Annotated in this window: 14 protein-coding genes; 12 read left to right on the top strand and 2 right to left on the bottom strand. The window is 37.7% G+C overall.

The window, feature by feature from the left end; translation table 11 throughout:
• The 11 genes from CXF89_RS16410 to CXF89_RS16360 form a co-directional block, all read left to right on the top strand.
• A partial coding sequence (locus tag CXF89_RS16410) for a YbgA family protein (protein WP_121955206.1) occupies positions 1-550 on the top strand: 550 nt, incomplete at its 5' end.
• Positions 550-1,944, top strand: a complete 1,395-nt coding sequence (gene phrB / locus CXF89_RS16405) for a deoxyribodipyrimidine photo-lyase (protein WP_121955205.1) — start codon at positions 550-552, stop codon at positions 1,942-1,944. The genes CXF89_RS16410 and phrB, both read left to right, overlap by 1 nt.
• A 1-nt stretch (position 1,945) precedes the next feature.
• On the top strand, positions 1,946-2,374 hold the full coding sequence (locus tag CXF89_RS16400) for a nuclear transport factor 2 family protein (RefSeq protein WP_121955204.1): 429 nt from the start codon (positions 1,946-1,948) through the stop codon (positions 2,372-2,374).
• 2 nt (positions 2,375-2,376) lie between these two features.
• Positions 2,377-3,087: an SDR family NAD(P)-dependent oxidoreductase gene (locus CXF89_RS16395; RefSeq protein ID WP_007580704.1), complete on the top strand. Its 711-nt coding sequence runs from the start codon at positions 2,377-2,379 to the stop codon at positions 3,085-3,087.
• Complete coding sequence (locus CXF89_RS16390) at positions 3,084-4,340, top strand: NAD(P)/FAD-dependent oxidoreductase (RefSeq protein WP_121955203.1); 1,257 nt, start codon at positions 3,084-3,086, stop codon at positions 4,338-4,340. The genes CXF89_RS16395 and CXF89_RS16390 overlap by 4 nt, the downstream gene beginning before the upstream one ends.
• Positions 4,333-5,070, top strand: coding sequence for a DUF1365 domain-containing protein (locus CXF89_RS16385; protein WP_121955202.1), 738 nt, complete (start codon positions 4,333-4,335; stop codon positions 5,068-5,070). The genes CXF89_RS16390 and CXF89_RS16385 overlap by 8 nt, the downstream gene beginning before the upstream one ends.
• A 37-nt stretch (positions 5,071-5,107) precedes the next feature.
• Positions 5,108-6,370: an SAM-dependent methyltransferase gene (locus CXF89_RS16380; protein WP_121955201.1), complete on the top strand. Its 1,263-nt coding sequence runs from the start codon at positions 5,108-5,110 to the stop codon at positions 6,368-6,370.
• On the top strand, positions 6,348-6,848 hold the full coding sequence (locus tag CXF89_RS16375) for a DUF2878 domain-containing protein (protein WP_007580697.1): 501 nt from the start codon (positions 6,348-6,350) through the stop codon (positions 6,846-6,848). Before CXF89_RS16380 ends, CXF89_RS16375 begins: the two co-directional genes overlap by 23 nt.
• Before the next feature lie 54 nt (positions 6,849-6,902).
• On the top strand, positions 6,903-7,391 hold the full coding sequence (locus CXF89_RS16370) for a chalcone isomerase family protein (RefSeq protein ID WP_010552972.1): 489 nt from the start codon (positions 6,903-6,905) through the stop codon (positions 7,389-7,391).
• 1 nt (position 7,392) lies between these two features.
• Entirely contained in the window at positions 7,393-7,932 is a 540-nt protein-coding gene (locus tag CXF89_RS16365) for a DUF3833 domain-containing protein (protein WP_024592211.1), read from the top strand.
• Positions 7,933-8,142: 210 nt separating this feature from the next.
• The gene (locus tag CXF89_RS16360) at positions 8,143-8,418 is read left to right on the top strand and encodes an HU family DNA-binding protein (RefSeq protein ID WP_002962474.1); all 276 of its coding nucleotides are present in this window, start codon (positions 8,143-8,145) and stop codon (positions 8,416-8,418) included.
• A 92-nt stretch (positions 8,419-8,510) separates the two neighbouring features.
• On the opposite strand, the gene ilvN is transcribed toward CXF89_RS16360, so the two are convergent.
• The gene (ilvN, locus tag CXF89_RS16355; RefSeq protein WP_007580691.1) at positions 8,511-9,008 is read right to left on the bottom strand and encodes an acetolactate synthase small subunit; all 498 of its coding nucleotides are present in this window, start codon (positions 9,006-9,008) and stop codon (positions 8,511-8,513) included.
• A complete protein-coding gene (locus CXF89_RS16350) occupies positions 9,008-10,732 on the bottom strand; it encodes an acetolactate synthase 3 large subunit (protein ID WP_010552970.1) in 1,725 nt (574 codons plus the stop codon). Before CXF89_RS16350 ends, ilvN begins: the two co-directional genes overlap by 1 nt.
• A gap of 490 nt (positions 10,733-11,222) precedes the next feature.
• Between CXF89_RS16350 and CXF89_RS16345 the strand changes: the two genes are divergently transcribed.
• Positions 11,223-14,237: an immune inhibitor A domain-containing protein gene (locus CXF89_RS16345; protein WP_121955200.1), complete on the top strand. Its 3,015-nt coding sequence runs from the start codon at positions 11,223-11,225 to the stop codon at positions 14,235-14,237.
• Positions 14,238-14,271: the final 34 nt, after the last annotated feature.

Below are 14,271 nucleotides of genomic sequence, written 5' to 3'. Positions count from 1 at the left end.
GCAAATAATGAAGCACAACCCATTATTGCCATGTGAAGAAAACGGACGTTTAAACGACATGCATTTACGTGAAAACTTTGTAATGAGAATTTACGTATTTAAAAACTGGCAAAAGTTAGTACAAGAGCCGCTTACGGTTCATAAGCTTACTCAATTTCACTCTCAGTATAAGTACTTGTTGATGGCTCATAATTATCAAGCTTATCGTGATTTGGGTAACCTGCTGGGAACTTATGTAGGTGATGATATAAATGCAGTTGCTGATGAATATATTTTAGGTTTGATGACGGGTCTTAAAAAACCGGCTTCTCGAAGAAATAATTGCAACACGCTAATGCATTTACAAGGTTACTTTAAAACTGATTTATCGAAGGTTGAAAAACAAGAACTTCGTGATGCGATAGATGAATACCGCGAAGGTTTGGTGCCATTGTATGTACCACTTACCTTGTTAAAACATCATTTGAAGGTTCACCCAAATGAGTACCTTGAAAAACAAGTGTTTTTTAACCCTTACCCTCACGATTTAAAACTACGATTTGGTATTTAATGGATACATTATTTTGGTTTAGGCGCGATTTGCGCCTTTTTTCTAACGAAGCGTTAATTCAAGCGCTAAACAATGGCGCTAAACACGCCATTTTTTTTGTGTCTGAAAAACAGTGGCAACAACACCAAACTGCGCCTATTCAGATTGACCTACTCAAGCGCCGAGTTACTTACCTTCAATCCCAACTTGCTGATTACGGTATTACTTTACATATTATTGAAGCGCCAAGCTTTTGTGATTGTACGCGTGAGCTTATTGATTTTTGTAAATCAAACGATGTAAAACACGTAATTGCTAATACAGAATATGAGCTTAATGAAGTAAACCGCGATAAAGCAATTTTGCACGAATGCGATGAGCTTTCAATTACTTTTACTTTGTACGAAGGTGATTTAATTGCACCTGTTGGAACGGTTAAAAATCAAAGTAATGAAATGTATAAAGTGTTTACTCCATTTAAGCGAGCATGGTTAAAGCAGCATCAAGATACACACTTTAGTTTGCCTCAATGGCCTTTAACTTCTGATCCAATAAAATTTGATGAAAGCGACTTACTAAAAAGTAATGGATGCTCAGATAAGTGGCCGGTTGACGACGAAACACTTTCTACTGTGGTCGATAACTTTATATGTGACAAACTTACAAGCTACGATGATCAGCGTGATATACCCAGCGTAAAAGGCACATCAGGTTTAAGCCCGTATTTAGCACTTGGTATTGTAAGCACAAAACAGCTGCTTATTAATATTCAGCAGCGTTATCCTGATATTTTAACTACGTCAAAAAGTAAAACGTTTACGTGGATTAACGAGCTTGTTTGGCGCGAATTTTACAGGCATTTAATAGCTGAATTTCCGAAGCTTTCGCGCGGTGATAACTTTAACGAAAAGTATAACGCCGTAGTGTGGCGTAAAAGCGAAAATGAATTTACAGCATGGTGTGAAGGGCGTACAGGTTACCCGTTAGTGGATGCTGCAATGCTACAACTAAAGCAAACCGGTTGGATGCACAATCGTTTACGTATGGTTGTTGCGAGCTTTTTAACTAAGCATTTATTAATAGACTGGCGCGAAGGTGAGCGCTTTTTTATGCAGCACCTAATTGATGGCGATTTAGCCTCAAATAATGGTGGCTGGCAGTGGGCTGCAAGTACCGGGTGTGATGCTCAGCCTTACTTTAGAGTTTTTAACCCTATCAGACAAAGCGAGCGCTTTGATCCAACTGGCAAGTTTATCCGTAAGTATTTGCCAGAGCTTGAAAACGTGCCAGATAAACACATTCATTTTCCACACACTTATTTAGCCGCAATAGGTAAAGATAAGGAATGTTACTGGCCAGCAATAGTTGATCATAAAGCGGCACGAGAACGTGCACTTGCTGCATTTAAGGTGTGATATGGATAACCAGTTACCAGTAGATAAATTTGTTGAAATATACCAACAGCTTGATAGCACTAATCTTGATTTATTGAGTGATATTTACTGTGACAACATACAGTTTATAGACCCAATGCATGAAATTAACGGCATTGTACAATTGCGCAGGTACTTTGCTAACTTATATAGCAATGTTAAGCATTGCCAGTTTGATATTAGTGATTCGTTTAATAGCGGAAACAATGCTTTTATTTATTGGACTATGCACTATGCACATCCAAAGCTTTCATCAGGTAAAACTATTTCGGTAGAAGGTCATAGCAAGCTTATTTTTAAAGACGGCAAAATTATCAAGCACAGAGACTACTTTAATGTGGGCGAGTTGCTGTACAAACATATTCCTTTACTTGGTAGTGTTATAAAGCTAATTGATAAAAGGGCAGGTTAATTATGATCACACTTATAACGGGTGCTACTTCTGGTATTGGTGAGCAGTTAGCAATTAAATATGCGCAGTTGGGAGACACTGTTATAGCTTGTGGCCGTAATAGTGAAAAGCTCGCTGAGCTTGCTAAATACGACAATATTCAAGCATGTAAATTTGATGCAACTAATCTACAAGACATTAAAGAGTCGACAGTTGGCTTTCCTCATTTTGACCGTGTTATTTTAAACGCGGGTAACTGTGAATACATAGATGACGCACGAAACTTTGATAGTGCATTGTTTGAACGTGTAATAAACGTAAATTTACTCTCTATGGGGTATTGCCTTGAGGCGCTACTTCCTAAAATAAATTCAGGTGGTCAGCTTGTTTTGGTCAGCTCAAGTGTTACCTATCTTGCGCTACCTCGTTCAGAAGCTTATGGTGCATCAAAAGCGGGTGTAAGTTACTTAGCAAAAAGCTTAGCTGTTGATTTAGATGATGTTGATGTGACTTTAGTTCACCCTGGCTTTGTGAAAACTCCGCTTACTAATAAAAATGATTTCCCGATGCCTATGGCCGTTACCGCTGAAAAAGCCGCAGACTATATGATTAAGGGAATACATAAGCGCCGAAAAGATGTTCACTTTCCGTACCGTTTTACACTTATATTAAAAGCATTACGTATTTTACCACTCCCAATTTGGCTTAAAATCGCAAAAGGATTAGCCCGTTGAAAAAAATAGCAATAATAGGAACTGGTGTATCTGGTTTAACATGTGGGCATTTGCTTCATAAACATTACGATGTAACCGTATTTGAAAAAAATGATTATATCGGTGGCCACACTGCAACGGTTGATGTTGATGTGTGCGGCATAAAATACGCAATAGATACTGGCTTTATTGTATTTAATGACAGAACTTACCCATACTTTGAAAAGTTACTATCGCGTATTGGTGTAGATAAACAAACAACCCAAATGAGCTTTAGTGTTCATAACGAAGCCACTGGCTTTGAATACAATGGCCATACGTTTACAAGCCTGTTTGCACAGCGTCGTAATATTTTTAGACCTAAGTTTTGGCGATTATTGTACGACATTGTTAGGTTTAACAAACTGTGTAAAGCACTACATGAAAAAGATGATTACCAATCTGATCAATCATTAGGGCAACTGCTTAGTGACAATCACTTTAATGACTTTTTTAAATACCATTATATTCTTCCGATGGGCGCAGCTATTTGGTCTACCAGTATTAAAGAAATGGAAAATGTAGGCGTTGAATTTTTTGTTAAGTTCTTCTTTAATCATGGCCTTTTAGATGTAACAAACAGACCACAGTGGTATGTAGTACCAGGTGGCTCTCGTCAGTACATTAAGCCACTGATCAGAGGCTTTGCTGATAAAATTAAACTTAATACAGATATTAAATCTGTTACGCGTCAAAATGATGAAGTAACAATAGAGTTTGCCAATGGTGAGCAAAGTAAATTTGATAAAGTAATATTTGCTTGTCATTCAGATCAGGCGCTTGCACTACTTGGTGATGCGACTGAGCAAGAAAAGTCAGTATTGGGTGCAATAGCTTACACTGAAAACTCAGTTGTGCTGCACACCGATACAAGCCTTTTACCAGATAGAAAAGCGGCATGGGCAAGTTGGAACTACCTACTTAATAACAACACTGATAAAGCAGCTGTTGTTACTTACCAAATGAATATTTTGCAAGGTATACAATCGGATACACAGTTTTGTGTAACGCTTAATCACCTTGAAGGAATAAGCCAAAGTAAAATTTTGCGCGAGTTTACTTATCATCACCCTGTATTTAACCAAGAGTCAATTGCTGCTCAAAAGCTTAAACACAGTATTGATGGACAAAACAATAGTTATTTTTGTGGTGCTTATTGGTACAATGGTTTTCATGAAGATGGCGTACACAGTGGTGTAGATGTAGCCAAGCAACTTGGGGTCGAATTTGACTAGTGCAGTGTATTTAGGCGATATAAAACATCGCCGTTTTGCTGTTAAAGAACATCGTTTTAGTTACCCTTTGTATATGATGTGGGTAGATTTAAATAATCCTCAACAACTAAATGGTGTGCATAAACACATAGGTACGTCAGGCTTAAAAGCGTTAAAATTTAATGAAGCTGATTATCTTAAAGACACTTCAGAACTTGCTAAACGACCTCTTATTGAGCGTGCGCATGATCAACTTGCCAATTTAGGTATTACTGAAACCTTTTCTCATATTTACATGTTAGGGCAGCTTCGTTGTTTTGGTGTGTATTTTAGCCCTGTTAATTTTTACTTTTTTGGCCACAACGACACCCGTTTTAAGTATATGATAGCTGAAGTGAGTAATACGCCATGGAACGAACGTCATTATTATTTAGTCCCTTTAGAAAAAAAAGTGAACTTTAAGAAGGTTTTTTCCGTATCACCTTTTATGAATCTGGATATGAACTATCATTGGCATGTTAAACAATCGCCTGATAAAACATTGATACACATTGAAAATAAGCGAAATGAAGAGTTATTATTTGATGCAACACTTCGCTTGAAACGTAAAGACCTCACTAACGAAGAGATTAATAAGTTGTTTAAACGTTTTCCGGCCATGACATGGTCTATTTTCAAAGGTATTTATTATCAAGCATTAAAGTTGTTTATAAAGCGAGTGCCTTTTTTAGGTCACTCAGGTAAGCCATAAAGCACATAGGTAGTCAGGACAATTAATAGGTATTTTAATGGATAAAGTGTCGAGCTTAAATTGCGAACAAAGCACTAGTTGGTTAACTAATATATATAAAAAATTAGTGACTAAAGCCTTTTCGTCAATTGAAACAGGTCAAGTTGTTTTAATTGAAGGAAATGAGCGTACAGTTTTTGGTGATGTATCGTCTGCGTTAAAAGCAACAGTAACAGTTAATGATAAAGCTATGTATAAAGCGTTTGCGTTATCTGGAAGCGTTGGCGCTGGCGAAGCGTATATTTTGGGACATTGGTCTTGTGACAACTTAACTTCATTCATTGAGATATTTGCTATAAACGAAAAGCAACTCGATGAGTTTGAAAAAAAATTCGCATTTCTTAGTAATATCGCACACCGATTTAATCACATAAAAAACAAAAATTCAGAATCGGGTTCTAAGAAAAATATTGTTGCTCATTACGACTTAGGTAATGATTTGTACGAATCATTTTTAAGTAAAGAAATGCTTTACTCAAGTGCTGTATATCCTACAAAAGAAGCGACACTTGAAGAGGCTCAACAATACAAGCTTAAACGCATTTGTGAGCAAGTTGAGCTTCAAAAAAATGATTCAGTAATCGAAATTGGTACAGGGTGGGGGGCATTTGCTATATATGCAGCCACACATTACGATTGCCATGTAACAACAACAACCATATCTGATGAGCAACATGATTATGTAGCTAACAAGATTGTTGAGCTTGGTCTTGAAAGTAAAATAACATTACTTAAGCTCGACTACAGACTACTAAAAGGTAAATACGACAAGCTTGTTTCTATCGAAATGATAGAAGCGGTTGGTCATGATTATTTGCCGAGCTTTTTCACTCAGTGTGGTGAGCTCCTAAAAGACGATGGTGCCATGCTTATACAAGCAATTACTATTGGCGATCAGCGTTATAAGCACTACTTAAAAAACTCTGACTTTATTCAGCAGTATATTTTTCCGGGCGGATGTTTGCCATCGCTTAACGAAATGAGTGAGCAGATTAAAAATAATACCGATATGGTTATTCACACTGTTAATGATATTGGCGCTCACTACGCACGAACATTAGCAGATTGGCGAACCCGTTTTATAAAAAGCTGGCCTGATTTAGACCGCTCTAAATTTGATGAACGCTTTTATCGTTTATGGTTATTTTATTTTGCTTATTGTGAAGGTGCGTTTAGAGCCAGAGCAACAAGTACGGTACATTTAATGGCGCGTAAACCTCGTTTTACTAGTGATAACGATGATATTGCGCTCGGTTACTAATTTTGTTTTATTTCAAGCAGTGTGGTTTTTATCACTGCTGCTTGAAGCCAATTCGCTACTTTTTAGTGGCTTGATTATTGTTTTAATGTTTTGTTTGTCAAAGCAGAAAAAACAAGACTCCTTACTGTTAATTAAAGCCCTACCTTTAGCACTATTGTTAGAATTTATAGCGGTAAAGTTAGGCTTGTTAGAATTTAAAGTTTATCCCTTCCCTCTATGGCTCGTCTTTTTATGGGCTGCATTATTACTTTCTTTGAATACCTCTATGGTTTTTTTGAGTAAATTAAAGCTTTGGCAGGCCTTTTTGGTATGTATGGCATTTGCACCAGCAAGTTATTGGGCTGGAGCGCGCTTTGAAGTAATAAGTTTAGGTTTACCTTTATGGCAATTCTGGCTCGTTTACGGGGCGCTTTGGTCTACAGTGTTTACTGTTATTCTTTTTATAAACCAAAAAATCAAGTTATTTATCAATCGCTGATCTTCCACAATTTCTATTTCGTAACATTACCCATTGACTCAAAGGGAGCTTATTTTGAAATTTTTACTAAAGGCAGTTACTTTTTATTTACTTACCACTTCAATTGTTTTAGCTAACACACAATTTAATAAAGTAGGCGAAGCACGAATGGAGTATTTATTTTGGGATGTATATGACGCCGTGCTATTTACCCCTTCAGGTAATTACAGCGCAGGAACACATCCTGTTAAGTTTAAGCTTACCTATTTACGTGACTTTGACGCTAAAGAAATAGTAAAAGCAACAAATGAGCAGTGGGAACATCTTGGAAAAACAGGGCTGGCAGATAAATACGACAGTAAATTGTTGTCTATTTGGCCTGATATAAAAAAGGGTGACTCACTAACATTGGTGACAAATGAGCAAGGTATGAGCACTTTTTATCATAATGATGAAAAAATGGGTGAAATTGATGAACCTCAATTTTCGAGTGACTTTTTAGCTATTTGGCTTGATGAAAAAACCTCTGAGCCAAAACTACGAAAGCAATTATTAGGGAATTAATATGAACATATTAAACACGTTAAAAGCAGCTGTTATGAGCCTCTCGGCTCTACTTTTAATTAGCTGTTCGGCACCAAATGTTGAACATTATAAAAATACATCGCCAAATTTCGACTTTAAAACGTTTTTTAGCGGAAATTTGAAAGCCTATGGTGTTGTACAAGACTTTAAAGGCGAATTGACCCGAAAGCTTGTCGTAGATATGAATGCGACTTGGGACGGTAACCAGGGCGTTATTGAAGAAGACTTTATTTATGATGATGGCGAAACCCAAAAGCGAATCTGGAAAATAACATTAAATGAAGACAATAGTTTAACGGGGACAGCAGCTGATGTTATAGGTACAGCAAAAGGCAAAAGTGACGGCAGCGTATTTCATTGGAATTATGATGTAGAGCTTCCATACGATGGCAGTACTTTAGAAGTGAATTTTGACGATTGGATGTACCTGGTTACACAATCGCGCTTGATAAACCGCACATCTATTGTTAAGTTTGGAGTCGAGGTCGGGGAAGTGACCTTAGTTATCGAAAAAATATAGCTTATTTACCCAGTTGCTTAACTTGCGCCAAAATTGTACTCAAATTAAGTCTTTGTTAACCCAACACGCTGTATTCTACCGAGAATTATTTAAATTTTACTCATTTTTTAAGAATTTAAGCAAAAAATGCAATTTGCTGTTGCTAACTCTTTAAAAATGCATAAAGATAGGTTTTGCGAAGGCAAAATAATAACGAATAGGAATCTAACAATGAATAAAGCTCAATTAGTTGAAAAAATTGCTACTGATGCAGAAATCTCTAAAGCCGCTGCTACTCGTGCTCTTGACGCGTTTACAGGTGCTGTAACTTCTTCTTTAAAAGAAGGTGATTCAGTAGCATTAGTTGGTTTTGGTACTTTCTCAGTAAAAGAACGTGCAGCTCGCACTGGCCGTAACCCACAAACGGGTGCTGAGATCCAAATCGCAGCGGCAACTATCCCAAGCTTTAAAGCAGGTAAAGGTCTTAAAGACCAAGTAAACCCTTAATAGGTTTAACGAATTAAAATAAAAAAAGAGCTATTTAGCTCTTTTTTTTTATGTTTAATAAAGACATCAATTGATGCCTTTATATTATAAATTTATGCTTTTAAGGCTTTATCGCCTCGGCCAATGCCAACAGCACCAGAACGTACAACTTCAATAATATCGGTTTCATGGCGAAGTGTGTCTAAAAACGATTCTATTTTGTCTGTACTGCTCACTAGTTGCAGGCTATAGCTTTGTCGGCCCATATCTAAAATAACACCCTGAAACACATCAACTACGCGGGTAACCGCTGCACGAGTCGTCTCGTCTTGAGCAAATACCTTAACAAGCAATAACTCTCGCTCAATGTGACTCATTTCTGTTAAATCGATAATTTTAAGCACGTCGACTAATTTGTTAACTTGTTTTGTGATCTGCTCAACCACTCTGTCATCACCCATGGTGGTAATGGTAATACGTGATAACGACTGATCATCAGTTGTGCCAACAGTTAGGCTGTCAATGTTGTATGCACGTTGTGAAAAAAGCCCAACAATACGCGACAGTGCACCTGGTTCGTTTTCTAATAGAATAGATAAAATACGACGCATTATGCTTTTACTCCTTTACGTAACCACATCTCATCAATGCCACCTAACTTGATTTGCATTGGGTATACATGTTCTTTCTCGTCTACAAGAATATCTAAAAAGACTAAACGATCGTTTATGCTCATAGCTTTATCGATTGCAGGTTGTAACTCATCAAGTGTGTTTACTTTAATACCCACATGCCCGTAGCTTTCAACCAACTTAACAAAATCAGGCAGTGAGTCCATGTAAGATGATGAATGACGACCGCCGTAAACCATATCTTGCCATTGGCGTACCATACCCAAAGAGCGGTTATTGAGTGATACAACTTTTACAGCTAGGTTGTACTGCAAGCAGGTAGATAGCTCTTGAATATTCATTTGAATAGAGCCATCACCCGTAATACATACAGATTCTTTATCAGGAAAGGCTAATTTTACGCCCATAGCAGCAGGTAAGCCAAAGCCCATAGTGCCTAGGCCGCCTGAATTTATCCACTGACGAGGATGCTTAAATGGGTAATATTGCGCTGCAAACATTTGGTGCTGACCAACGTCAGAACTTACGTAAGCATCGCCATTAGTGGCTTTATAAACAGCTTCAATAACGGCTTGTGGCTTAATTTTGTCGCCATCTGTGTTGTAGCTTAAACATTTTTGTTCACGCCAGCTGATAATCTGGCGCCACCAATCTTCTTGCGCGCTGCGATCTATTTTAATTGGGCTTTTATCAATACCCGTTTGTAGTTGTTCTAGTACTGTTGCTAAGCAACCTACAACCGGTATATGCGCTTTGATTGTTTTTGAAATTGAAGTTGGATCTACATCTACATGTACAATTGTGGCATTTGGACAAAACTTTTTAACGTTATTAGTTACTCGATCATCAAAACGAGCACCAAGCGCTAAAATCACATCGGCGTTTGCCATTGCTTTGTTGGCCTCAAGCGTACCGTGCATGCCTAGCATACCTACAAAGTTTGGATGTACACCTGATATGCCGCCAAGCCCCATTAGTGTATTGGTAATGGGCGCATTTAACGACTCAACTAAATGCGTTAATTGCTCTGACGTATTTGAAATAACAATACCACCGCCAGAATAGATAACCAGTTTTTTGGCCTCTAGAATAGTTGTTACCGCTTTACGAATTTGTTTTGAATGCCCTTTAGTATTAGGGCTGTATGTTCTTAGCTCTGTTGTTTTAGGAAATTCGTATTCAAACTTTATAGCAGGGTTAAGCATATCTTTAGGAAGCTCAACTACAACAGGTCCAGGACGACCTGTACTGGCTATATAAAAGGCTTTAGCTAAGATTGTTGGGATTTCTTTGGCACTTCTACAGTTAAAGCTGTGTTTAACTATAGGGCGAGAACAGCCAACAATATCAGTTTCTTGGAATGCATCGTCACCAATTAAACTTGTAGGCACTTGGCCTGACAATACAACCATAGGAATTGAATCCATGTAGGCCGTTGCAATACCCGTTATACAGTTTGTAGCGCCAGGGCCTGAGGTTGCAAGTACAACACCAACGTCTCCAGTAGCACGAGCATAACCATCAGCCATATGTGTGGCAGCTTGTTCATGACGTACTAATATATGCTCAATATCATCTTGCTGAAAAAGTGCATCATATAAGTCTAAAACCGAACCACCGGGGTAGCCAAATATGTATTTTACCTTTAACTCTTTTAATGCCTGAACTACTAGTTCAGAGCCATTATATTCTTGTTTGCTCATCCTCATTCCTCTGTGCGCTTTTTTTATGCATAAAAAAACCCCCGCGTAGTGCGAGGGTTTTTAAAAAGCAGTATCACCTTTTAATACATCCCCGCTGGGCTTATAACTAAGACCAGTACGAGTACGACTAAAAGGTTAATTTGTGTGTTCATAGTTTTTACTCTACTTAGCAAAACACTGCTTTTAAATTAAAAATTCTGTATAGGTTTATTTTTAAGGGTTTTGAACCCTTATGTCAACCTTGAAAGTGGTTTTTTGCATTTTAAATTCGTTTTGTAGCTTTTTTTAATTTAAATCTTCAGAAATACTGTATTTAACTGAGTTAACTAGCAGAAATTATGCGTTTTAGGTTGTGTGTTTGATTTTAGTTATAAAAGAGTGTGACAGACCATTAACCTTTATTGCACATGTTAACTATATGTTCTTATCGCATGTTTAAATTTCTATTATTAGGTATGATTACTACATAATTATGTTTGAGGAAAACACAGTGAAAAAAGTGACGTTAATTGCGCTTTTAACTACGCTATTAAGCCCTATAGTAGCGGCTAATAATTTAAGCCCGCATGATGTTGGTATAACTAACGAGGAACGTATTTTATATTGGCTTAAAAAAAGAGACCAAATATCCTCTAGTGAGTTAGATAGTTCATTTAAGTCATATATGAGTAACAAAGAAGTTGCCAATCACTCAATTAAAAATGGCTTTAGGCAATTTAAATCCTCCTCTACGGATTTTTCAAACACAAATAAACAACAAGCCGCTTTTTCAACGTCGCTAGTGCCTGATCAAAGCGTTAATGATGTAAAAGTGTTAGCTATCTTAATTGATTTTCCTGACCTCAAACATGACGATAATCGACTTGTAGAGCAAGACACCGACATGTTTTACGCTGATTATTCAACTGAACACTATCAGCAAATGCTTTTTAATACTCAAGGTTATGCGGGCCCTGATGGACAAAGCTTATCAACGGCTGCAGATTATTATAAAGCAGCGTCTGGTAATAGCTTAAACTTTAACGGGCAGGTATATGGCTGGGTAACCGCTGATAGTAATGCAAAAATATATGGTGAACGCCAAGGCAGTACGCGTGATAAAAATGCGCCCGCTTTAGTCAAAGAGGCTGTGGAGAAGGCGGTTGCAAAGTTTAATATTAATTTAGCGGACTATGATTTAACTGATTTAGATGATGTTGATGGCGATGGAATTATTAACGAACCCAATGGCATTATTGACCATGTAATGATTTTTCATTCTAGTATTGGCGAGGAAGCAGGTGGCGGTTACCTAAGCACCGACGCTATTTGGTCGCACCGCTATTATGTATTTGATGAAAATAGCGGGCCGAGCGAGATTGCAGGCAGCAGTATTAAACTCTTTGGTTACACAATTAATCCAATTGATGCTGGGATTGGCGTGGTGGTGCATGAGTTTGGGCATGACTTGGGATTATTAGATGAATACGACTTACAATCTAACACGGTAGGTGAGCCTGTTGCGTCTTGGTCAGTTATGTCGACAGGAAGTTGGGCAGGTTCGCCACGAGGTTCAGAGCCTGTTATGTTTAGCCCTTATGCGCTTGAATATTTACAAAATCGATACCAGGGTAATTGGGTTAATCAGCTCACGCTTGATATGGATGAGATAGATGCTAACGCACAGCAAACATTAATTAATACTGCGAGTAATTCACAACTACAAAGCCAAATAAAAATAACACTGCCATCTCGACTCGAAAAATTTAAAACGCCAGTAGAAGGCGATTTTCAATACTATTCAAATACGGGCGACAATGTTAGTAACAGCTTAGTTAATACAGTAACGCTACCAAACACAACTGAGGCACTTACTTTAAGCTTTATTGCTTATTACAGTATTGAGCGCGACTATGATTTAGTACAGGTAAAAGTAAATGGGGAGCCTATTGCTAGTAATTATACGCAAGCAATAAACCCATACTATGGTGACATTGGTCCGTATATATCAGGTGATTCATTTTTTAATAGTGATGCTAAGCAGCCTAACGGCTATTTAACTCATAAGTTTGATTTATCAGCTTATGCTGGGCAAATCATTGATCTAAAAATTGAATACATAACAGATGCGAACACACATTATTATGGTTTTGTTGTGGATGATATGCGTATTGTGCAAAGTGATACTTTAATTTGGCAAAATAATGCACAAGATCAAATTAACACCGAGTTTAATGGCTTTGAAAAAATAGGTAGTTACACATATGCATCGCCATCACATTACTATTTACAATTGCGTTCATACACAGGCGTTGATAGTAGTTTGCAAGCAGAGCAGTACTCACCGGGATTATTATTGTGGTATAGCAATGAATCTCAAGCAGATAACAACACGACAGAGCATCCAGGTAGTGGTTTTGCATTAGTGGTAGATGCTGATCAGCGCTCGATAAATAAAGGCAGTACGCAAACTCCGGCTGCTTCAGCAATTCAAATTCGTGATGCTGCTTTTAGTTTATATCCACAGCGAGCTGGATTAGGTGATGATGATTTATCAGCTATTACAGAATTTACTGATAAAACCGACTATAGCTTTTCAGCGCAACAGTCATCGGGCGTTGCCCTTCCACAGGTTGGCTTTGGGTTTAATATTATAAGCCAGTCAGCTGATAGTGAAGATATAGAAGTAGAGCTTAATTACGATGTTACTAAAGGTATTAATTTTACCAAAACAGGTTTAATCGTTAATTTTAATGTAGAAGGTTTTGCACTCACGCCAGCGGATAAATTCACGTGGAATTTTGACGATGGTAGCTCAAGCACAGAGTTAACGCCTACTCATGAATACCAAGACTATGGCACCTATAGCGTTGAGTTTATGGCAAGTAATGATACTTCACAGCAAGTAGCTGTAGCTCAAGTTACATTAGCTGAGCCATTATCTGTAAATGAAATTGAATATGAAATAAACCAAGGAATATTAACAGCTCAAGCTTCGTTTACAGGTGGAGTCGCACCGTATACTTATAATTGGCAGCTAGGGGATGGAAGTACTTTAACGACGCAATCGCTCACTTATAATTATTTATACTCTGGTGATTACCAAGTAACGCTTACAGTGACAGATAACGAAGGCACGGAGCAAACTAAAGCGGTTGATGTAACGGCAACTGTTCCGCTTAGCATAGACGCAAACGTTACAGTAAATGATTTAAGCGCTCAATTTAATGCGCAAGTAACCGGCGGCTTTAATAGTTATACTTACAGTTGGGATTTTGGTGATGGCAGTGCGGTATCAAACTTACAAAACCCAAGGCATACTTATCAAACTGACGGGGCATTTAGTGTAACGTTGAATGTTACTGACACTCAAACAAATGACACTTTTGCTAAAGAGTTATCTCTTACAGTGCAAAAGCAACAAAGTAGTTCTGGTTCAAGTGGCGGATCATTGGCAGGTTTATTAGGATTACTACTGTTAAGTTTATTTAGGTTCAATACTAACTATATAAGCAGGTTGGTATAAGCTTAATTAACAAATAAAAAAAGCCCGCTAAATT

This window comes from Pseudoalteromonas sp. MelDa3 (assembly GCF_002863625.1).
Classification (GTDB): Bacteria; Pseudomonadota; Gammaproteobacteria; order Enterobacterales; family Alteromonadaceae; genus Pseudoalteromonas; species Pseudoalteromonas arctica.
The sequence above is the reverse complement of the archived record's forward strand: the minus strand, read 5'-3'. Positions and strand labels throughout refer to the sequence as shown.